Raw genomic sequence first — 22,210 nt, 5'->3', positions numbered from 1 at the left:
GGCCGGCAATTTCAATGTGGAAGCACTCTGCATGACAAATGTTGCGAACTTATGCTGCCGGGCCGGCAAAGCTTTCGCCCCTTGCTGGCAAAAGGCTAAGCTACATCTTATTCAGTGCCGGTAGTGCCCGCACTTGTCATGATTTTTCTGCTCGGATGTCTCATGCGCAGTCGCCTTTTCAGTCTTTTATCGTGTTTGCTTCTCTCTGCCGCTGCCGTTCAACCAGCCCAGGCGGTGGACCTGTCCACCCAACGCCAATATTACGACGAGGCCAAGCGCGCCCTGGCCAAGGGTGATACCGGTCCTTATTTCCGTTACAGCCAGGCCCTCAGCGATTACCCGCTGGAGCCCTACCTGGCGTATGACGAGCTGACCGCACGCCTTAAAACCGCAAGCAATGAAGAAATCGAGAGATTCCTCGCCGAACACGGTGACCTGCCGCAAGCCAACTGGATGAAATTGCGCTGGTTGCGCTGGCTGGCCGATCGCGGCGACTGGGCGACTTTCGTCAAGTACTACGACCCCAAGATGAACTTCACCGAACTGGACTGCCTGAATGCTCAGTATCAGATCGGTCATAACCAGAAACCTGCAGGTTATGCCAACGCCGAAAAACTCTGGCTGACGGGCAAATCTCAACCCGCGGCTTGCGATGCACTCTTCGGGCAATGGGCCGCCGAAGGCCAGCTGACCGAGCAGAAACGCTGGGAACGCACCAAGTTGGCGGCCCAGGCTCGCAACTATCCGCTGGCCAACAGCCTGGTCAACAGCCTGACCACCCTCGCCCCTCGCGGTCGGTTGTTGGTGGATGTCGCGCAGAAACCCGAGCTGCTTAACCAGCCCTCGCGGTTCACCCCGGCCGACGAGCCGATGTCTGATGTGGTCAGCCTTGGCCTGCGCCGCCTGGCGCGCGAGGATCCGGACAAGGCCATGGACCTGCTCGACGGCTATGCCAGCAGCATGCACTTCTCCCGCGATGAAAAAGTGGCGATCGCCCGGGAAATCGGACTGACCCTCGCCCGACGTTTCGACAGCCGTGCGCTGGACGTGATGACCAAGTACGACCCGGAACTGCGGGACAACACGGTGTCCGAATGGCGCCTGCGACTGTTGCTGCGCCTGGCCCGCTGGGAGGATGCCTATCAGCTGACCCGCCGCTTGCCTCAGGATCTGGCGACGACCAACCGCTGGCGCTACTGGCAGGCCCGTAGCCTGGAACTGGCGCAGCCGCAAAACCCGGAAGCCCAGACGCTCTATAAAAGTCTTGCTCGCGAGCGGGATTTCTACGGTTTCCTCGCCGCCGATCGTTCGCAGTCACCTTATTCGCTGGTCAATAAGCCGCTGGTCCTTAGCCAGGCGCTGATAAACAAGGTGCGCAATACCCCAGGCATTCGGCGCGCCCTGGAACTCCACGCTCGCGGACAGATCGTCGACGGTCGCCGCGAGTGGTATTACGTCAGCCGCCACTTCAGCCGTGACGAAATGGTCGCCCAGGCGAAACTGGCCTACGACTTGAAATGGTATTTCCCGGCGATCCGCACCATCAGTCAGGCGCAGTATTGGGACGACCTGGACATTCGCTTCCCGATGGCCCACCGCGAAACCCTGGTGCGTGAAGCCAAGATACGTGGCCTGCATTCGAGCTGGGTGTTCGCTATCACCCGGCAGGAAAGTGCCTTCATGGACGACGCTCGTTCCGGCGTCGGCGCCAGCGGCCTGATGCAATTGATGCCTGGCACCGCCAAGGAAACCGCGCGCAAGTTCAGCATTCCGCTGGCTTCACCGCAGCAAGTGCTCGACCCGGACAAGAACATCGAACTCGGCGCCGCATACCTGAGCCAGGTTCATAGTCAGTTCAATGGCAACCGCGTGCTCGCCTCCGCCGCCTACAACGCCGGCCCCGCCCGCGTGCGCCAGTGGCTGCGCGGCGCGGACCACCTGAGCTTCGACGTGTGGGTAGAAAGCATCCCGTTCGACGAAACCCGTCAGTACGTGCAGAACGTGCTGTCGTACTCAGTGATCTACGGCCAGAAGCTGAACTCGCCGCAGCCGCTGGTGGATTGGCATGAGCGGTACTTCGACGATCAATAACCGGAATACCGGTTATCTGGAAGCGGTGTAGGAGCTATGTAGGAGCTGTCGAGTGAAACGAGGCTGCGATCTTTTGATCTTATCGGCAGCGCTGAAGATCAAGATCAAAAGATCGCAGCCTCGTTTCACTCGACAGCTCCTACAGTCCATCAGCCTTTCAGCCCTACAAGTGAAGACCGAATTCAGGCTTGCCGTCACTAAACTGCAACGCCGCCAACCGCGCATACAACGCATTGTTCGCAATCAATTCCTGATGTGTCCCCACCGCCACCAGTTTCCCCTGGTCCATTACTGCAATCCGGTCAGCATTTTTCACTGTGGCCAAGCGGTGGGCAATGACCAGGGTGGTGCGGTTTTTCATCAGGCTCGGCAGCGCCTGCTGGATCAGGTGTTCGCTTTGGGCGTCGAGGGCACTGGTTGCTTCGTCGAGCAGCAGAATGGGTGCATCCACCAGCAGCGCCCGGGCGATGGCCAGGCGTTGGCGCTGGCCACCGGACAAGCCTAGGCCGCCATCACCGAGGTGGGTCTGGTAGCCGTTGGGCATGGCCTCGATGAAGTCATGGGCGTAAGCGATTTTCGCCGCCTCCTGAACCTGCGCCAGGGTTGCTGTCGGATTGCCATAGCGGATGTTCTCTTTGATGCTGCCGAAGAACAGCGCTGGCGTTTGCGATACCAACGCGAAACAACGTCGCAGGTCCAGCGGATCAAGCTGAGTCAGCGGCACGCCATCCAGCAAGATGCATCCTTCGGCCGGGTCGTAAAAGCGCAGGAGCAAGTCATACACCGTTGACTTACCTGCACCGGACGGCCCTACAAGCGCGAGGGTTTCGCCGGCACGGATGGTCAGATTCAAGCCATCGACGGCGTAGCTTTCCGGACGCGACGGGTAGGAAAAGCGCACGTCTTGCAGCGCCAGATCACCCTTCACTCGCTCAGACAACGTCACCAGGCCTGTGGCCGGTGGCTGGATGATGTTTTCCGAACGCAGCAACTCGGCAATCCGCTCAGCCGCCCCTGCCGCCCGCTGTAACTCGCCGATCACTTCACTCAACGTACCGAAGGCGCTGCCGACGATCAGGCTATAGAAGACAAACGCCGCCAACTCACCCGCGGAAATCCGCCCGGCGATAACGTCCATGCCGCCGACCCAGAGCATCACCCCAACCGCGCCCAACACCAGCACGATCACCAGTGTTATCAACCAGGCCCGCTGGAAAATGCGTTTACGGGCAGTGTCGAAAGCTTCTTCTACCGTGACGGCAAACCGCTGCTCGTCCTGAACCTGATGGTTGTAGGCCTGCACGGTTTTGATCTGGCCCAGGGTTTCGGACACATAACTGCCGATATCGGCGATCCGGTCCTGACTCAGCCGCGACAAGTTGCGAACCCGGCGACCGAAAATCAGAATCGGCGCGATCACCAGTGGCAACGCAATGACCACAATGCTGGTGAGCTTGGGGTTAGTGATAAACAGCAACACGATCCCGCCGATCACCATCAGCAGATTGCGCAAAAACAGTGATAGCGAAGAGCCGATCACCGATTGCAGCAATGTCGTATCAGCGGTCAGTCGCGACTGTATCTCGGAGCTGCGATTGTCCTCGTAGAAACCCGGATGCAGGTAAATCAGATGATTAAACACCTGCTGGCGGATGTCGGCGACGACACGCTCACCGATCCACGACACCAGATAAAAACGCGCGAAGGTGCCGACCGCCAGACCGAACACCAGCAACATAAACAGACCAATGGACTGGTTGAGCAAATGGGGCGACTGGGTCATAAAACCCTGATCAACCAGTAATCGAATGCCTTGTCCCATGGACAACGTGATGCCCGCCGTGACAATTAATGCCAGCAAGGCACCGAAAGCTGGCCATCGATAAGGCGCAAGAAACCGACTGGTCAATCGAATGGCGCGGCGATGACGGGAGGAAAGCATTGAAATCATCCGATAGCCTGATCACAGAAAATTGACAGGGCTTAGCCTACACTCGTCCCAAACCTGGAACTCTATAAATCATAATGAGTCCGGTTAAATATGATCGCCAAGACTAGTGCCTAGGCGTTATTGGTCTAAAGTCCGGGTGGCAACACCGAGGTATTTCTGGTGGACTGCAAGTGCCGTCCTGGAAAGATCGCGGGAGCTGTCACAACCCGGTCACCTGACGGTTTTAAAGTCGACACACACTTGATGAGGAGACAGGCCATGTCCTTGCAAAACAGCAGCGATGACAAAATTCAAGTGATCCGCACGAAGCCGCACCAGTCTCTGGGTTGCTCGATTATTGATGCAGAAGGGCGCGAAGTACCGATCACTGAAGACATGATCCAGAAAGCTTGCCGCGAACTGGAACAGCGATTGGTCAAGCCTGCCGAACAAAAGTGATGTAGCCATCGTCTTCTTGACCCGGCCCTGATGGCCGGGTTTTTTATGGGTGTTGATCCAGATATTGCGCTGCGGCCATTCGCGAGCAGGCTCGCTCCCACAGGATCTCCAGTGAATTCAAATGTGTGTACGACAAGACTCCTGTGGGAGCGAGCCTGCTCGCGATTGGGCCAACTCGGTTTCAGACAGCCGTTGCACCCAAAGCCGCCACGATCTTCTGCAACCCAGGAGAATCCCCGTCAATGCGCACCTGCAACCCATCAATCTCCCGCCGCTGCGGGTAATGCTTGCGCAGCGCATCAAACGCCGCACGTTGCTCGTTCACGCTGCCTACAAGACTGCGGCGGAAATCAGCATCATCCCGGCGCGGGTCGTACACGCCACGGCACAACATCGCCAGCGCCCAAGCCGGATCGCTGTCAGCGTTCAACGACACGCGCGACAACCACGGCGCCGGCAATAAATCGCTCAAGCTGACCTGAGCCGGCTGCCCAAGGAATTGGCAATACGCCTGGTAGATCTGCGCCGTCCCGCGCTGCTTGCCATCAAGGCTATAACCGGCGATGTGCGGCGTCGCCAACACGCAGAGTTCGGCCAGCGCCACATCGACCTCAGGCTCTCCTTCCCAGACGTCCAGCACCGCTTGCAGGTCTTCACGCTGCAGCAGCACCTGGCGCAGGGCGGCGTTGTCCACCACCGGGCCACGACTGGCGTTAACCAGCCAGGTGCCGGGGTTGAGTTGGTTCAAACGGTTTTTATCAAACAGATGCCAGGTTGACTGGGCGCCGTGTTTCTTCAACGGCGTGTGCAGACTGATGACGTCGCACTGCTCGATGATTTGCTCGAGGCTGACGAAATCGCCCCCTTCTGCCGCTTGCCGTGGTGGATCGCAGACCAGGACGTTCCAGCCCAAACCTTGCAACACCTTGACCAAACGGCCGCCGACTTCACCGGCACCCACCACGCCATAGGTACGTTTAGTCAGGTCGGCGCCTTCTATTTCAGCCAGGGTCAGCAGGCTGCCGAGAACATAGTCGACCACGCCCCGGGCGTTGCAGCCCGGTGCACTGGACCAGGTAATGCCGGCCTGCTTGAAGTAATCCAGATCCAGGTGATCAGTGCCGATGGTACAGGTGCCGACAAAGCGTACTTTGCTGCCGTCGAGCAACGCGCGGTTGACGTTGGTTACCGAGCGCACCAGCAGCACATCGGCCTCTTCGATGGTGGCGCGGTCGATGGAACGTCCCGGTACGCGACGGATTTCACCGAAACCGTGGAAGAAGGCATCGAGCAGCGGGATATTTTCGTCGGCAACAATCAGCATGAGCAGGCTCCTTTGGCGGGTCGGCAGTGTAGGCGCAGATGACATGCCACGCCTAGCACGCATCCCTGTAGGAGCGAGCGTGCTCGCGATGGACGTTCACGATAACGCGTGTTTTCTGAATAAACGCGCCGTTCTTGAGTCCATCGCGAGCACGCTCGCTCCTACAGGAATGCGTGCATGCCTGGTGGATTACAAATCGCTAACACAGGACTTTTCCTGACCGATGCGTCAACGCGTAGAATGCCCCGCCTCGCGCATCAAACTCTTTTGGACGTTTCGCCCTTGAATTCCGTGACTGACCGCTCCGCCGCACTTTCCCTCAATCGCCCCGCCAGGGTTCGCCTGGAGCTTAAAACCCTGCTCGCGCTCGCGCTGCCGATCATGGTTGCGCAGCTCGCCACTACCGCGATGGGCTTCGTCGATGCAGTGATGGCGGGCCGTGTCGGACCGCGTGACCTGGCGGCGGTGGCGCTGGGAAACTCGATCTGGGTCCCGGTGTTTCTGTTAATGACTGGCACCTTGCTGGCCACCACGCCGAACGTCGCCCAGCGCTTCGGCGCCGGCACCCACAGCGAGATCGGTGCGATTGTCCGTCAGGCGTTGTGGCTGGCCCTGGTGGTGGGGTTGCTGGCGACCGGCATGCTGTTCAGCGCCGAGCCGATTTTACATGCCATGAAGGTCGATCCCGAGCTGATCGGCCCCTGCATGCAATACCTGCATGGGATCGCCAGTGGTTTGCCCGCCGTCGCCTTCTACCACGTACTGCGCTGCTTCAGTGACGGCCTGGGACGTACCCGGCCGGCGATGGTGCTGGGCCTGTGCGGGTTGGCGCTGAATATTCCGCTGAACTACATCTTCATTTACGGCCATTTCGGTGTGCCGGCCATGGGCGGTGTCGGTTGCGGCTGGGCCACGGCGATTGTGATGTGGGTGATGGCGCTGGGCATGGCCGGTTGGGAACGCTGGGCGCCGGCGTATCAGTCGAGTCAGTTGTTCAGCCGCTTCGACTGGCCGCAGTGGTCGGTGATCAAGCGCCTGTTGGGCATCGGCCTGCCGATCGGCATCGCAGTGTTCGCCGAATCGAGCATCTTCGCCGTGATCGCTCTGCTGATCGGCAGTCTCGGCGCCACCGTGGTGGCCGGGCACCAGATCGCCCTGAATTTCAGCTCGCTGGTGTTCATGATCCCCTACTCCCTCGGCATGGCCGTGACGGTGCGGGTCGGTCAGGCGCTCGGCCGCCAGCAACCGCGTGAAGCACGTTTCGCCGCGGGGGTCGGCATGGGCACGGCACTGGCTTACGCCTGTCTTTCCGCGAGCATGATGCTGTTACTGCGCGAGCACATCGCGACCATCTACACCGCGGACCCGACAGTGATTCACGTCGCAGGCATGCTGATTGTGTATTCGGCGCTGTTCCAGTTTTCCGATGCTATCCAGGTGACTGCTGCGGGTGCCTTGCGTGGCTATCAGGACACGCGGGTGACGATGATCCTGACGTTGTTCGCCTACTGGGGCATTGGTTTGCCGGTGGGTTACGCACTGGGCCTGACCGATTGGTTAGGCACGCCGAGTGGCCCGAGCGGGCTGTGGCAGGGTTTGATCGTGGGCTTGAGTTGCGCGGCGCTGATGCTGTCGATCCGCCTGACGCGCAGTGCACGCAAGCGGATCCGCATCAGTCACTCGACGGGTTGACCGCGTAAAAAAAGGCTTGAAATGCTGTAGGAGCAAGCTCGCTCCTACAAGGATCAGCGTCCGTTAAAGGGACTTTTTGCGGATCCAGTAGAGGTAGGTGCCTGCCTCTTCGTGCTGCGCGACCAGTTCGTGATCGAGAAACACGCAGAACTTGGGAATGTCGCGGCGGGTCGAGGGATCGGTGGCGATCACCTTGAGCAGGCCGCCGGGCACCAGGTCACGGATGTGTTGGTGCAGCATCATCACCGGCTCGGGGCAGTTGAGGCCGCTGGCGTCGAGGGTGCCGTCTACCGGCGTATCAATCATTTCACTCATGATTCACTCCTGAAACTTGCCGGCATTGTCGCGCATTGCCGGGTGTGTCGTACACCGTCCCTGTGGGAGCGAGCTTGCTCGCGATGAGGGCATCACATCCAACAGGTGTGCTGGCTGATCTATTGCTATCGCGAGCAAGCTCGCTCCCACAGTGGTCCGAGTCAACTTCAAAAATCAGCGGGACTTGGGCTTCTTCGCATCAATCCGGCGCAAGTGGCAGGTCACTTCTTCGCGGTCGTGGTACAGCTGCTTGCAGCCAATCTCCACCCGAATCCCGCGTTCCTTGAACCCGTCGGCGATGCGCTCAAGCAAACGTTTCACTTCCGCGTAACGTTGTTTCATCGGCAACTTGAGGTTGACCACCGCTTCACGGCAATGCCCCTCGCCAATCCATTCTTCGAGCATCGCGGCGTTGCGCGCCGGTTTCTCGACGATGTCGCACACCATCCAGTCCACCGGCTGCTTGGGCTTGAAGGTGAAACCGTCGGCCATCAAGTGCTGCACCAGCCCGGTGTCCATCAGGCTTTCGGCCATCGGGCCATTATCGATGGCGGTCACCAGCATGCCACGGTTGACCAGCTGCCAGGTCCAGCCGCCGGGCGCAGCGCCGAGATCGACGCCGGTCATGTCGCTGTGCAAGCGCTCGTCCCACTGGTCGCGTGGGATGAAGTGGTGCCAGGCCTCTTCCAGTTTGAGGGTTGAACGGCTCGGTGCATCACGCGGGAACTTCAAGCGCGGAATGCCCATCGGCCACATCGCTGAATTGTTCGACTCTGCCAGACCCATGAACACTTCACGGCCGCTTTTGAAGGTCAGCAGCAAACGTGGCTTGCTGGCATCCTCCACCAGTTTGCCGGCCGCCATCAGCGCCTTGCGCAGGTGCACTTCGAATTTCTTGCAGAAGTTCGACAGCTCTTTGCCGTCGTTGGTGTCGACCATTTCCAGCCACAGGCTGCCGCACACGGGGAAGTCCGCCATGTGCGCGAGGATTACGCTGATGCGGTCGGTTTCCGGCAGGTCGATGAAAATCCCGCGCGCCCATTGCCGCGGGAAAATCAGTTGGGCGAAACGCTGGCCACGCATCAGGCGCTCGGCGCCGTCTTCTTCGGTGCAGATAAATTCGGCGCAGGCGCTGGCAGTCTTGGCCTTGGCATAACCGGCCACATTCAGCCGCGCGGCGTGTTCGGAAATCTCGGAACAGACTTCGCCTTCGAAGCCCGGCCGGCAATGCATAAAGAGGGTGTTCATTCTTACTCCTGGGCAGTAGGCGAGAAATTCAGCCACTGCGCGATGCCCAGACTTGCGTTGAAGCAAAGCCTGTCACGAAAACCGGCGCATGATAGCCGAGTTCGGAACCTTGGACTCGACCATAGAGTCCAGTTATTAGCCTTAACGCCTAAACAGGGCTAGGTTAAAAGCTCTGTTCGTCCCGTCAGTCTGTAGTCATACGGACTCAAAGGAGTCATTTCAATGCCGTCCCTCGATAGCCTGAAAACCCTTAAAACCCTGCAAGTCGACGACAAGACCTATCACTACTTCAGCCTGCCGGACGCCGCCAAAAGCCTGGGCGACCTGGACAAGCTGCCGATGTCGTTGAAAGTGCTGCTGGAAAACCTGCTGCGCTGGGAAGACGAAAAAACTGTCACCGGCGCCGACCTCAAGGCGATTGCCGCCTGGCTCAAGGAGCGCCGCTCCGATCGCGAAATCCAATACCGCCCGGCGCGGGTATTGATGCAAGACTTTACCGGCGTCCCCGCCGTGGTCGACCTGGCCGCGATGCGCGCCGCCATGGCCAAGGCCGGCGGTGACCCGCAGCGCATCAACCCGCTCTCGCCGGTGGACCTGGTGATTGACCACTCAGTGATGGTCGACAAGTTCGGCAGTTCAAGCGCCTTCGAACAGAACGTCGACATCGAAATGCAGCGCAATGGCGAGCGTTACGCCTTTCTGCGCTGGGGCCAGAGCGCCTTCGACAACTTCAGTGTGGTGCCACCGGGCACCGGCATTTGCCACCAGGTGAATCTGGAATACCTGGGCCGCACGGTCTGGACCAAGGACGAGGACGGCCGCACCTACGCCTTCCCCGACACCCTGGTCGGCACTGATTCCCACACCACCATGATCAATGGCCTCGGCGTGCTCGGCTGGGGCGTCGGCGGGATTGAAGCGGAAGCGGCGATGCTCGGTCAACCGGTGTCGATGCTGATTCCCGAAGTCATCGGCTTCAAACTCACCGGCAAGCTCAAGGAAGGCATCACCGCCACCGACCTGGTGCTGACCGTGACCCAGATGCTGCGCAAGAAAGGCGTGGTCGGCAAATTTGTCGAGTTCTACGGTGACGGCCTCGCGGATCTGCCGCTGGCCGACCGAGCGACCATCGCCAACATGGCCCCGGAATATGGCGCCACCTGCGGCTTCTTCCCGGTAGATGACATCACCCTTGAATATCTGCGTTTATCCGGCCGCCCCGTCGAAACCGTGAAACTGGTCGAGGCTTACAGCAAAGCCCAAGGCTTGTGGCGCCTGCCGGGCAAGGAACCGGTGTTCACCGACAGCCTGGCCCTCGACATGGGCCGCGTCGAAGCCTGCCTCGCCGGGCCGAAACGCCCTCAGGACCGGGTTTCGCTGCCGAAGGTCGCGCAAGCGTTCAGTGACTTCATCGACCTGCAATTCAAACCCACCAGCAAGGAAGTGGGTCGCCTCGAAAGTGAAGGCGGTGGTGGCGTGGCGGTGGGTAATGCCGACCTGGCCGGTGAAGCCGATTACGAATACGACGGTCAGATCTATCGATTGAAAAACGGCGCGGTAGTAATCGCCGCGATCACCTCCTGCACCAACACCTCTAACCCGAGCGTGATGATGGCGGCAGGGCTGGTGGCGAAGAAGGCCGTGGAAAAAGGCCTCAAGCGCAAACCGTGGGTCAAAAGCTCGCTGGCCCCAGGCTCGAAAGTGGTCACCGACTACTATAAGGCCGCCGGCCTGACCCAGTACCTCGATCAACTCGGTTTCGACCTGGTCGGTTATGGCTGCACCACCTGCATCGGCAATTCCGGCCCCTTGTCGGAACCGATCGAAAAAGCCATTCAGGCAGCCGACCTGACCGTGGCCTCGGTGCTCTCGGGCAATCGCAACTTCGAAGGACGCGTGCACCCGCTGGTGAAAACCAACTGGCTCGCCTCGCCCCCGCTGGTCGTCGCCTATGCACTGGCCGGTACGGTGCGCATCGACATCAGCAGCGAGCCTTTGGGCACTGACAGGGAGGGCAACCTGGTGTATCTGCGGGACATCTGGCCGAGCACCAAAGAGATCGCCGACGCGGTGAACCAGGTCAATACCTCGATGTTCCACAAGGAATACGCCGAAGTGTTTGCCGGCGACGCGCAATGGCAGGCGATTGAAGTGCCGCAAGCGGCGACTTATGTCTGGCAGGACGATTCGACTTACATCCAGCACCCACCGTTCTTCGATGACATTGGCGGGCCGCCGCCGGTGGTCAAGGACGTCACCGGTGCCAGAGTCCTTGCACTGCTGGGTGATTCTGTGACCACCGACCACATCTCCCCGGCCGGCAACATCAAAGTGGACAGCCCCGCCGGCCAGTACCTGCGCGAGAAAGGCGTGGAGCCTCGGGACTTCAACTCTTACGGCTCGCGGCGCGGCAACCATCAAGTAATGATGCGCGGCACCTTCGCCAACATCCGCATCCGTAACGAGATGCTCGGCGGCGAAGAAGGCGGGAACACGATCTACATTCCCACCGGGGAAAAAGTACCGATCTACGACGCAGCCATGCGTTATCAAGCCTCGGGCACGCCGTTGGTGGTGATCGCCGGCCAGGAATACGGCACCGGATCGAGCCGCGACTGGGCGGCCAAGGGCACCAATCTGCTAGGGGTCAAAGCCGTCATCGCCGAAAGCTTCGAGCGGATTCACCGCTCCAATCTGGTGGGCATGGGCGTGCTGCCCTTGCAGTTCAAGCTGGATCAGAATCGCAAAAGCCTGAACCTGACCGGCAAGGAAACCCTGGACATCCTTGGCCTCACGGGCGTCGAGCTGACGCCGAGAATGAACCTGACCCTGGTCATCACCCGTGAAGACGGTAGCCGCGAGAAAGTCGAGGTGTTGTGCCGGATCGATACGCTCAATGAAGTGGAGTACTTCAAGTCAGGAGGGATTTTGCACTACGTGTTGCGGCAGTTGATTGCCTCATAATCGCGAGCTGACACAAACACCGCCTTCGGGCGGTGTTTTTGTTGGGAGGCCACATCCCTGCGCTCAAGACCCACGCGATAGTAAAGACCGCAGGTTTCGCCAAGCCGCAACTAGAACTCGGTATCCCCTTCAATCCTGAAATGCTCAACCCAACCATTGAGTGAAGTCACAACAACAAAAAGCGCCGCCAGCATCAACAACGTCATAGCAATAACAGGCCAAGTCATCATGCGCATCCCCTGGTTCAGGAAAATCCGGCAGAGCGCCCTTCAAGTTAATGTCAGGCATGCTTAAACATAGTCACAGGTTCAGTTCTACGCTTGAGTTAAGGAAAACAGTCAGCACCTTTAGGCTGATTCACCGGCATTTCTACCTGAATGCTTCACATAAGGCGGCCTCGTCAGTCAACCAGGATGACCCCATGCTCGTACTGCCGTGGCCGTACCTGACACTACTCACCGCCGGCTATGTCCTGGCACTCACTTATGGACAACTGACTGTCCTGGCGAGCATGGCAATCATCCTGCTGGTGCTCGCCGGTCTTGCCATCCGACAACCCGACTACCGCTACCTTCGATACGTCGGCCACACATTATTCGTCCTGCTGGCACTCGCATTGGCATTGCATTGGTGGCCTGGGTTCTACAACGCCAAGATGATCGACCACGAGCGCTTTACCGAGGACGCCGTCCCGTTTTCGATGAACCTTAACCTCGACAAACCGCTAATTGGTTTCTGGCTGTTACTGGTGTGCCCCTGGATCGTCGACCGCCATCCGTTGCTACCGACACTCAAAGCAAGCGCTGCGGCCTTGAGCCTGACGGTATCCGTCACGTTTGGAGCCGCTTGGCTGCTGGGGATCGTCGAGTGGGCACCCAAGTGGCCGGATCAGGCGTGGCTGTGGATAAACAACAACCTCCTGCTGGTGACCGTAGTAGAAGAAGCATTATTTCGTGGCTACATACAGGGCGGCCTGAGCCGATGCTTAAAACATCTGCCCTACGGTGAACACCTTGCCCTGCTGATCGCCTCGCTCCTGTTCGGACTGGCCCATTGGGGTGCCGGGTGGGAATGGGTAGTGCTCGCAAGCCTGGCGGGAATTGGTTATGGGCTGGCCTATCGATTCGGTGGACTGGCGGCAGCCATTGCCACCCATTTCGGTTTGAACCTGCTGCATTTCGGTCTTTTTACCTACCCGATGCTGGCGGGTTGAGTAATGGGAAGTCAGAACAGACAGGGCCTGAATATCGGTTAAAAACATCAAATCGCCCTGAATATTGGCAAAATCAGCTGATTATCGTTAGGGAACTAAGCGGCTTGACTCCTGTCGGGCACACCGTTTACCCTCCCGCCCCACGAATGGAAGCAATCTGTCATTTACGACTGATAGAGCTCTGAAAATGAATTCAAGCAGCGCGTTTATCGCGCTGTTGTGTGCTGTGCGGTAAATAATGCTAAAGCCTCGCTCTCCCCTGCAAATCAAAAAATCCGTCATTTTTGCCCTGGTGCTGCGCGAAGCGCGTTCGCGTTTTGGTGATCGCCGTATGGGCGCTAGCTGGACGCTGATCGAGCCGATTTGCCACCTGCTGATTCTGAGCGTGCTGTTTGGGCTGCTTCGTGGCCGCACCGTGGCCGGAATCGACTTCCCGGTCTTTGTACTGGTGGGTCTGGCCCCGTTCCTGCTATTTCGCAACACCGCCTTGCGCCTAATGAACAGCCCCAAGGAAAACCGAGCGCTGTTTTCCTACAAACAGATCAAGCCCCTCGACACTTACATTGCCCGAGTGCTGGTTGAGTTCAGCATTTCAGCGACTGTCTACGCCATCCTCGTGTTCGGCTTCGCTTGGTTCGGTTTTGACATGGCAATCAAATCACCCATTGAGTGGATGCTGACTGTTTTGCTAGGCGTTGTGTTTTCCTTCGGCCTGGGCATGCTGTTGTCCCTGATTACCCATGCAATGCCCAGTAGCGCGCTGTTTATCCGAATGATGTTTTTCCCGTTGTATTTCATGTCGGGCGTACTCATCCCCGCGACCTACCTGCCGCACGCCATGCTGCCGCTGCTGTTGCTCAATCCGTTCCTGCACCTGATGGAACTGATACGCGCCGAAATCTTCCCGCATTACGTTCCTGTCGATGGCATTTCGGTGCTCTACGTGATCGGGTTCACCCTAGTCTTGCTGTTCGTCTCCCTGGGTACCTATCGGGTTCGTCGACTGCATTTGATTTCTTCCAAGAACGGCTAACCGCAGGCTTCCCGTGTTCGAGCTCAGAAACATCACCAAGTCGTACCTGACCCCTAAAGGCCGTCGCCACGTTTTTCGTGACCTGTCGCTGAAGATCCCCGCCGGAAAAAACATTGGCCTGATCGGCCGTAATGGCGCTGGCAAATCGACCCTCATGCGCCTCCTCGGCGGTGCTGATATGCCGGATTCCGGCACCATTGCCACCGACAAAAGCATCTCCTGGCCAGTGGGTCTGTCCGGCGGCTTTCAGAGCACCATGACCGGACGCGAGAACATCAAGTTCGTCAGCCGCGTATACGGCGCGGTCGGTGACGCCATGCGCCAGAAGGTCGCCTACGTCGAAGACTTCGCCGAAATCGGCAGCTGGATCGACGAACCGGTGAAAACTTACTCCTCCGGCATGCGTTCACGCCTGGCCTTCGGCCTGAGCATGGCCTTCGACTTCGACTACTACCTGATCGACGAAGTGATGTCGGTGGGTGACGCACACTTCAAGCGCAAATGCGCTGACGTGTTCGAGGAACGCCTGCAGAAATCCAAGGTTGTACTGGTTTCCCACAGCATGAATGAAATCCAAAAACTCTGTGACGTCGTGCTGCTGGTGCGTGATGGCGGAGTACAGATCTATGACGATGTCGATGAAGGCATCAAGGCCTACAACACCTGATCGCCTGGACCTGGCGTGACAGTTTCATTTCAAGGATGCGTGTGCATATGAGTAGTACGGGTAAATTTAAAGGCTGGCGCCTAACATTGGGACTAATCGTAGCGCCAATGTTATTGGCAATTGTCTACTATGGTTTTTTTGCCGTGGACCGCTTTGTCAGTTCTGCCCAGGTGGTTGTGCGCCAAGAGGGTAGCAATCCAGGCGCACAACTGCCTGGCTTGGCAATGCTGCTTACAGGTACAAACCCCGCCTCCCGAGAGGAAACTCTCTACCTGCGGGAGTACATTGTGTCGATGGACATGATGCAGTTACTGGAAGATCGCCTGCAGTGGGTTGAACAGTACAGCAAGCAACGCGGTGACCCACTCTTCTGGTTGGCCACTGACACTCCTCGCGAAGAAATGCTCAAGTATTACCAACGTATGGTCTCCGCCCACTATGACGAAACCACTGGCCTCCTGAAAGTTGAAGTGCAAGCATTCAGCCCAGAACTAGCTGAGCAAATGGTCAATACTATCCTAGAAGCCAGTGAGCACTTCGTGAACGAAGTCTCTCACGGCATTGCACGCGAGCAAATGCGATTTGCTCACAGCGAACTCGAAGGTGCTAAAAAGAATTACACCCAACGCAAAGAAGAATTGCTGAGTTTCCAAGACAGAAACAAGGTGCTAGACGGTAAAAGTTCTGCCCAAGGCCGTGCAAGTATTATCGACGCACTCGAAGCAGAATATTCAAAAGAGCGCGCAGTACTTACCGAAATGCGCTACAAGCTACGACCAGATGCCCCTCAAGTCATACAACAGCAACAGCGGGTAAATGCAATCCGCGAACAGCTTGGCGCAGAAAAACGAATGCTGGTCTCGGCCCCAGACGGTGCACAGCTAAACGTGGTGGCCTCCCGGTTCCAGCAGTTGACTCTGGATGCAGGCATCGCTCAAGAAACATACAAAACAGCCGTCGCGGTACTAGACAACGCCCGTATAGAAGCCAGTAAGAAAATACGAACGCTGGTGACAGTGGTGAGCCCAAACACTCCACAAATCGCTCTGTATCCGGAGCGACTGTACAACTTAGCCACCATATTCCTTGCCCTGCTTCTGCTTTACGGTATCGCCCGCTTTCTAATCGCATCGATCGAGGACCATCGTGATTAATTCCATTTCTGGACTAATGTTTCCAGCCTCGAACTCGCACATGCGATCTAAAGCTACTGTAGGCTTACTTTTGCTCACTCTGGGCCTATCCGGCTGCTCTGGCACAATGTCTGGCGCCGGCCCATACAAGGGTGACATCGAAAGCAAAAACACAACCTATGATTTGGTCGATATAAACGCGAACTCCATCGCGCAATTTATGCGGGCATCGCCGAAGCCAGCCGCTACTACCATCACTCGCCCGATACCTCCTGTTGTCCGCTTGATGGGTGGGGACGTGATCAATGTACTGATCACAGATAATGCACCAGAAGGAACAGGGCTATTCGCACCACTGTCAACAGGCGGCACTCAATTGAAGGTGCGCATTGATTCACAGGGTATGATTTCGTTGCCATATGTAGGACATCAGTTTGTAGCAGGGATGACTCTAGTTCAGGTTGAGGAAATGATCCGCCAGCGCTTGCGCGGTGTAACTTCAGATGTTCAAACACATGTCGATCTAGTTGGCGACCTCTCCGGATCCGTCTTGGTGGCTGGCGCAGTAAAAACCCCTGGACGCTTTTCGACTCTACAAGGCCCTCTGACACTGCTAGATGCCATCAACCAAGCCGGTGGACCTGTCATGGAGCCACACTTGGTCAATGTCACGGTCCGCAATGGCAATCAAGCGGTCACCCTCAACTATGAAGAAGTTCTGGCTGGAAAAAACATCGTTTTGCAACCGAACTCAGAAGTGGTGCTGGACCGTTCCAGGCAACGCTTCGTTGCTATGGGCGCGGTTACCCAACCAGGTCTACATGATCTACCCTCTCAAAACTCGAGTCTGTTGGACGCTCTAGGTTCCGTAGGCGGATTGAAGGAAGCGAATGCAAACCCCAAAGGGGTATTTGTATTCCGAATGGGTGAAAGCAACTCCGCCTCCGCACCAAAACCAATCGTTATGCATATAGATATGCGTGATCCTGCGGCAGTCTTCTATGCGAAGCAAGTAATGCTTAAGCCAGACGATACAATCTACGTAACCAACGCAGCGGTGTACGAATGGCAAAAAATTATTGCACCTATCGTACAAACACTTGTACTTGGTAGAACAATTGACGCACTTCAAAACTGATAGTCTAAAACTAAGCGCCCCTAACCTATAAATCGCGTCGACGCAGAGCCCGAAGAAATGATCTCTAATATAAAAGGAATTTATATTTTTTTAGATCCTTTCGATCGGGCTGATAGCGGGGTTTCAAGCTATACTTCTCTGGCTGTCGCGCGAATGCAGCGACTAGGTATTAGTACAAAAACAATAAAACTTAATAAAAACGAAACCATTGCAAACTTTAGAAAACGCGTCGCTGCTGACATAAGCAATATAAAAGAAACAATCCTTTGCATTGAAGCTCCCGAGTCTTTGGCATCCACTGCAAATCTCCCAGCCTCACTTCCTTTGCATATTAGACTTCACTGCTCGAGAAGCCTGGGCGCCGCAATACAAGGACTACCATATTCCGAAAACGATATTGCAATTGAACAATCCGAGCTTTTCAGGGCCAAATATTTATCCGCACCATCTTGGGCAGCATATTTTACAAGTTTGTGTTTATTCAAGCTCCCAAACACACCATTATTTTACCCAAATCCATCCCCCGAATTTCAATACCGAAATATAAAACAACCAAAATATGACTTGCTATTTGTAGGACGACTTCAATTTCTGAAGGGATTGCACTACTTAGAGCATCTAATTGAACACTTACCAAATCTCAGATTTGTGGTTGCCTGCCCACCAAATAGCAACTGGAAATTCTCAAACAAAAAGAATGTAACGGTCGTAGACGGAACCAGCCTCAGCAAACATGAAATTTATAATCTCGCAAACATAGTTATTGTTCCAAGCATATTCGAGACTTCCTCGATGGTAGCCATTGAGGCATTAGCTCATGGCTGCCAAGTAATCACCTGGAAGCATTTAGGTGTATCAGAGTACATCAACGACAGCCGCTTAATAAAAGTCAACTCTAATATTTTAGATGACTTTTCGCACTCAATAAAAACAAGCACCCCTTCCCAAAAACCAGCCACTTCATTCGTAACCGAAGTTATAAATAAAAACTTTGACCGCGGCATTAGCCAGGTATTTAGCCCAGCAAATCTGAAAACAGTGTTACTTAACCGTCCAGATGAAGCAACTGAGCGCTACCTAAGAAACCTCATCAGAGAGCAGACATTTTTCATGAAAGCGAAAAAAAAATCCTCTTTCTCAGCGAAAACACGCAAGCTTATACTGAATCCTGTCGCTTTTTTCAGAGACTCAAAAGAAGCCAAGTATGTACGTCGTAAAATCCATGAAAGAAAACAACTTAAGTACCTAAAACTTCAAACAGAGCTTTTCCCTCAAGGCACACCCAGCGATATCGAAATCAGATACGTGACCAAAATCGAACAATCAGAGCCTGAAACTCTGAACATCGACGTACTGACCCTATCGCTATATGCAGAGATACAAAAAGAAGGCCGAGTTACATTTAAAGCATTGCCGTCCATGCCCGCAGGCTGTTCGACTGCGCTTTTTTACTCAATCAGAGAAGAAAGTCAGTTTGTTAGCAGCATCCTGGACGCACTTGATAACTTTGATGACTTCAAGTACCTGAATAAAACAAAGCTCAACATTGGCACTTTCGATATCGCCACTGAAGAGACTGCTCTTTCTATAATCAATAGAATAGATGTAAAAAACAAAACGACGTTTTCAGAAATAGACACAGTTGTTCTAGTTAACGCCCCTGTAAATTTATGTCAAGCGCTGCGAGCGATTGGTGCAAATCATCGGATTATCCTCATCAAGTCCACTGAGGAACTGGTGATAGACAATCAATCGATCGATGCTCTAATAAGCACCACCGACAGCCAAAGCGTCGACGTTCTTGCGACGACAAGAAGACATATAAAACTTGAGTCAGAAGATCACATCCCTACAGCAGTACGGCGAATAATCCAGGAAGGCTTCCCAAAAAAACCAGACATGCTTCTCTCCCTATTCATGAATTCAGACTGCGGATTTACCAAAGAAGAATTTAACCAGTTAAACACAAACAGCTATCAAGGAATAATAAAAACAAAACCTTTTTCCCCAACAAACTCAAAAACCATGACTGACATTTATAAAGGTTTTTCCGAATCGGTCATTGCAATCGCGATTATCGAATCGGTTTACATGCGTTATCGCTCTCTCTGCGAGGCTGTCGAAAACGGCGCATCCCCAGAAAACCTAATTAACTCATGCTTAGCCGACGGAATTCTTTTTGATGTCCAAGAAGTATAAAATAGTACACATATCCCAAACTCCTCTGGTTGCTGCGCCAGCCAAAGTTGCTCTTGCGCAGAGAATCTCAGGTCACGAAACAGTTGCAATCGCGATTAAAGACTATCCGATCAATGGGCCTCTCGCAGGAAAATTCACAGAAGACTTCTTAATCGAAGACGGCTTTACCAAAGGCATTATTGACGAAGCCATTGCAAAAGCAGATATCATTCATATACATAATGATTTACCCCAGGAATGGGTTACAAGATTGTTGCACGCCAATCAAACCGCGAAATATGTTTATCAAGTACACTCCCCCCTTCGAGAGGGGCCGTTGTATTTGCCTAGAGACTCATCCTTAGGCCTGCCATTTAGCTTAAAGTTGGTTGTCGGTCAATTCCAGCCAAGAATCCACCAAGACCACGTATTTGTCCCAAATATCATTCATGACACCCCTAGCGTAAGACCTCGCCGCAAAGGTGAGAAACTTAAAGTGATTTTTAGCCCCACCCACTTGCGGCCCGGACGGTGGAATAATAAACATGTAGAGCAACTGGATACTGCGCTGCAATCACTGGTAAAACTAGGTAAGATTGAAGCGATAATTCCGGACAAACCAGTCTCACCGAAAGCACTTATGGCTGTTCGGAGGTCTTGCCACGTTTCAATTGATGAGATCGCAACGGGTGGATTCCATCAAGTATCAATTGAAGGACTTGCTGCAGGAAATGTGACAATCAATAAAGCCGATTATTTTTCAAAGACAGTCTTTTCGACATTTTCAGACGGCGAGAAGCCACCATTTGTTTACGCCGACGGCGAGAGCATTGCTTCAACACTGGAAGACCTTGCAAATGACTGGGAAAGAACTGCTGAGCAGCAACTAGACAGCTACAACTATTTCAAAAAGCATCTTACCCCCATTAAAATGTCGAGCATATTTGATAAAGCCTATGAGACTCTCTAAATCCATTCGCTCATTAAAAAACAAAGAACATGGGCGAAGAGCTTTTATTCTTGCCAATGGCCCATCCATAAAAAAAGAAGATCTTTCACTACTAAAAGGTGAACTAGTCATTGGGATGAATGCCTCTACCCTCCTGGAAGAGGAGCATGACTTCTCGGCCGACTATTATGTCGTGTCAGATACCAGATTCATCACCCACCCAGAAAAAAAGAAATTTGCCACGGATTTACTAGCGCCGAACACGGTACGAGTACTTAGAGAAGAACTAAAAGAATTTGATGAAACTTCGCTACAAGACAGAACGTACTATCTAAAAGCTCTTCAACGAGATGGCTTTTCGGAGAATCTAGCGGCTGGTTTTTTCTTTGGCTGCACAACTACAATGCTCGCTATCCAGTTAGCTTATCACTTAGGAGTTACCGAAGTTTATTTACTCGGGTGCGATTTACGCTATACCGCCGAATCGCCTCGCTTTTACAAAGAGAATTCCCCTCAACTCGAGGATAGCTTCACCAGCGTACAAATTTGGAACATTTCCAATGCCAGTGAGCTATTTCGTTCAAAAGGGAAAAAATTATTCAACTGTAGCGAGCGCTCTTTTCTACGCCCGCACGTTGAATACAAACCCTTCAGTGAGCTTTTTTGATCTGGGCCGAAACTCGATCCAAACCACCCCTATTGTTGAAGCAGACGTCCCGCTTTAAAAATTGAAACATTTAGGTTTCGATAATAAAAACAAAGCGGGACACCACAATAATCAATTAGAGGCATACAATTTTTTTGCAGAAAGCACTTACTCACTTTGAGAAGTGTTTTTTATCGATAAGGCTTGGTGCCTTCTCTATCAAGCCCATCACTAATTTGCAAGCTACACTCTCCCAGTTATTTGATCGCGCGTACAGCGAGTTACTCTCAGGATTTACGTCCCTGAGTGTCAGTCCGTTCCAATCGACCGCATTCTTAAATTCAGCATGTCGAATGGTTTTTAGACGATCTGGATTAATTGCATTCAGCGGCGCATAGACAAAAGCCCCCGCCATTGCACTTTCAATTGCGCACATCCCTACAGACTCAGCGTGAGTAACAAAAAACAGGTGAGCCTGACGAAACTCTGAAGCCAACAAATCCATCGGTATTGGAGTTCTAAAATACGGACGAATGCATATATTATCTAAATCAACAGACACCACACCATCATCATGAAGAGCTTTCACTTCCAGGTGTTTAAATCCTAAATACCCACCTTTCTTTACAAAATAATTATCCCTCAACTCTTTAAGAGACATAAGGATATTTAGTGTAGCGTCAAGTGAGTTCGCAACAAATGTTGGGTGATCAACAAATACGCGCAACGTACCATTAGATTGTTGAGGATAAAAAACAGTAGGATCTGCAGCCCAACCGATATGCCAATTTCTTTTGTGATGACGTGTTAGTCTATTGTTTTCATTACCGATATAGCGCCACTCATCTTCACGAATTGTGAAGTTCAAGTCACAGGGAAAATCATCGAACAACGAACCATCATGAATCTGGCAAAGCAGCCCATCTATCGCCAGAGATATTTTGGTACCCAATTCTTTAGGTAGGCGACTAAAGAACCTTACCCCAAGCGCTACAATATGATCCGCTTGAGCTTCTTGGAACTTACCAATCAGCGCTGTACAATATTCATCAGCATTAGTGAATGGAGCATTAAAATAGTCAGTTTCCACCCCAATACTATTCAGAGCCCTTGACATGTAATATGATTGCATATCTGAATAGTTGGTAATCAAGCCGCGATCTTTTATCGCCCTACCAATCAATAGAATCTTCATTAAAACCCCGAAAAATGCATTTTTATTACCGCCTC

Annotated in this window: 17 protein-coding genes; 12 read left to right on the top strand and 5 right to left on the bottom strand. The window is 54.2% G+C overall.

Annotation, left to right across the window (positions count from 1 at the left end; translation table 11 throughout):
• The first annotated feature begins 162 nt into the window (after positions 1 to 162).
• Positions 163 to 2,091: a transglycosylase SLT domain-containing protein gene (locus AC1MDT_RS01850; RefSeq protein WP_480420429.1), complete on the top strand. Its 1,929-nt coding sequence runs from the start codon at positions 163 to 165 to the stop codon at positions 2,089 to 2,091.
• 163 nt (positions 2,092 to 2,254) lie between these two features.
• On the opposite strand, the gene AC1MDT_RS01845 is transcribed toward AC1MDT_RS01850, so the two are convergent.
• A complete protein-coding gene (locus AC1MDT_RS01845) occupies positions 2,255 to 4,042 on the bottom strand; it encodes an ABC transporter transmembrane domain-containing protein (RefSeq protein ID WP_480420428.1) in 1,788 nt (595 codons plus the stop codon).
• 258 nt (positions 4,043 to 4,300) lie between these two features.
• On the opposite strand from AC1MDT_RS01845, the gene AC1MDT_RS01840 reads away from it, so the two are divergent.
• Complete coding sequence (locus AC1MDT_RS01840) at positions 4,301 to 4,480, top strand: PA1571 family protein (protein ID WP_480420427.1); 180 nt, start codon at positions 4,301 to 4,303, stop codon at positions 4,478 to 4,480.
• A gap of 181 nt (positions 4,481 to 4,661) precedes the next feature.
• Here AC1MDT_RS01840 and pdxB read toward each other — a convergent pair whose 3' ends face one another.
• Complete coding sequence (pdxB, locus tag AC1MDT_RS01835) at positions 4,662 to 5,804, bottom strand: 4-phosphoerythronate dehydrogenase PdxB (protein ID WP_480420426.1); 1,143 nt, start codon at positions 5,802 to 5,804, stop codon at positions 4,662 to 4,664.
• A 282-nt stretch (positions 5,805 to 6,086) separates the two neighbouring features.
• Between pdxB and AC1MDT_RS01830 the strand changes: the two genes are divergently transcribed.
• Positions 6,087 to 7,496 carry an MATE family efflux transporter gene (locus AC1MDT_RS01830; protein ID WP_480420425.1) on the top strand — a complete coding sequence of 470 codons (1,410 nt, stop codon included), beginning with the start codon at positions 6,087 to 6,089 and terminating at the stop codon, positions 7,494 to 7,496.
• A gap of 63 nt (positions 7,497 to 7,559) precedes the next feature.
• Here AC1MDT_RS01830 and tusA read toward each other — a convergent pair whose 3' ends face one another.
• A complete protein-coding gene (tusA, locus tag AC1MDT_RS01825) occupies positions 7,560 to 7,811 on the bottom strand; it encodes a sulfurtransferase TusA (protein WP_480420424.1) in 252 nt (83 codons plus the stop codon).
• Between the two features lie 174 nt (positions 7,812 to 7,985).
• Positions 7,986 to 9,059 (bottom strand): 23S rRNA (cytidine(2498)-2'-O)-methyltransferase RlmM, encoded by a 1,074-nt coding sequence (gene rlmM / locus AC1MDT_RS01820; RefSeq protein WP_480420423.1) that lies wholly within the window; start codon positions 9,057 to 9,059, stop codon positions 7,986 to 7,988.
• Positions 9,060 to 9,281: 222 nt separating this feature from the next.
• Here rlmM and acnA point away from each other — a divergent pair, with 222 nt between their 5' ends.
• From acnA to AC1MDT_RS01775, 9 genes are all read left to right on the top strand, one after another.
• Positions 9,282 to 12,023 (top strand): aconitate hydratase AcnA, encoded by a 2,742-nt coding sequence (gene acnA, locus AC1MDT_RS01815; RefSeq protein WP_480420422.1) that lies wholly within the window; start codon positions 9,282 to 9,284, stop codon positions 12,021 to 12,023.
• Positions 12,024 to 12,444: 421 nt separating this feature from the next.
• Positions 12,445 to 13,236, top strand: a complete 792-nt coding sequence (locus AC1MDT_RS01810) for a CPBP family intramembrane glutamic endopeptidase (RefSeq protein ID WP_480420421.1) — start codon at positions 12,445 to 12,447, stop codon at positions 13,234 to 13,236.
• 238 nt (positions 13,237 to 13,474) lie between these two features.
• Complete coding sequence (locus AC1MDT_RS01805; RefSeq protein WP_480420420.1) at positions 13,475 to 14,269, top strand: ABC transporter permease; 795 nt, start codon at positions 13,475 to 13,477, stop codon at positions 14,267 to 14,269.
• Positions 14,270 to 14,282: 13 nt separating this feature from the next.
• Positions 14,283 to 14,936: an ABC transporter ATP-binding protein gene (locus AC1MDT_RS01800; protein WP_480420419.1), complete on the top strand. Its 654-nt coding sequence runs from the start codon at positions 14,283 to 14,285 to the stop codon at positions 14,934 to 14,936.
• Between the two features lie 47 nt (positions 14,937 to 14,983).
• Complete coding sequence (locus AC1MDT_RS01795; protein ID WP_480420418.1) at positions 14,984 to 16,090, top strand: KpsE/RkpR family capsule polysaccharide export protein; 1,107 nt, start codon at positions 14,984 to 14,986, stop codon at positions 16,088 to 16,090.
• Complete coding sequence (locus tag AC1MDT_RS01790) at positions 16,083 to 17,207, top strand: polysaccharide biosynthesis/export family protein (RefSeq protein ID WP_480420417.1); 1,125 nt, start codon at positions 16,083 to 16,085, stop codon at positions 17,205 to 17,207. Before AC1MDT_RS01795 ends, AC1MDT_RS01790 begins: the two co-directional genes overlap by 8 nt.
• Before the next feature lie 57 nt (positions 17,208 to 17,264).
• A complete protein-coding gene (locus tag AC1MDT_RS01785; protein WP_480420416.1) occupies positions 17,265 to 19,406 on the top strand; it encodes a glycosyltransferase in 2,142 nt (713 codons plus the stop codon).
• The gene (locus AC1MDT_RS01780) at positions 19,390 to 20,355 is read left to right on the top strand and encodes a hypothetical protein (protein WP_480420415.1); all 966 of its coding nucleotides are present in this window, start codon (positions 19,390 to 19,392) and stop codon (positions 20,353 to 20,355) included. Before AC1MDT_RS01785 ends, AC1MDT_RS01780 begins: the two co-directional genes overlap by 17 nt.
• Positions 20,342 to 21,001 carry a 6-hydroxymethylpterin diphosphokinase MptE-like protein gene (locus tag AC1MDT_RS01775; RefSeq protein ID WP_480420414.1) on the top strand — a complete coding sequence of 220 codons (660 nt, stop codon included), beginning with the start codon at positions 20,342 to 20,344 and terminating at the stop codon, positions 20,999 to 21,001. The genes AC1MDT_RS01780 and AC1MDT_RS01775 overlap by 14 nt, the downstream gene beginning before the upstream one ends.
• Positions 21,002 to 21,152: 151 nt before the next feature.
• On the opposite strand, the gene AC1MDT_RS01770 is transcribed toward AC1MDT_RS01775, so the two are convergent.
• Complete coding sequence (locus tag AC1MDT_RS01770; RefSeq protein WP_480420413.1) at positions 21,153 to 22,175, bottom strand: CgeB family protein; 1,023 nt, start codon at positions 22,173 to 22,175, stop codon at positions 21,153 to 21,155.
• Positions 22,176 to 22,210: the final 35 nt, after the last annotated feature.

It is taken from the genome of Pseudomonas sp. ASL7, from assembly GCF_056680375.1.
Note: the sequence above shows the minus strand (reverse complement) of the source record. Positions and strands in the feature narration are given on the sequence as shown.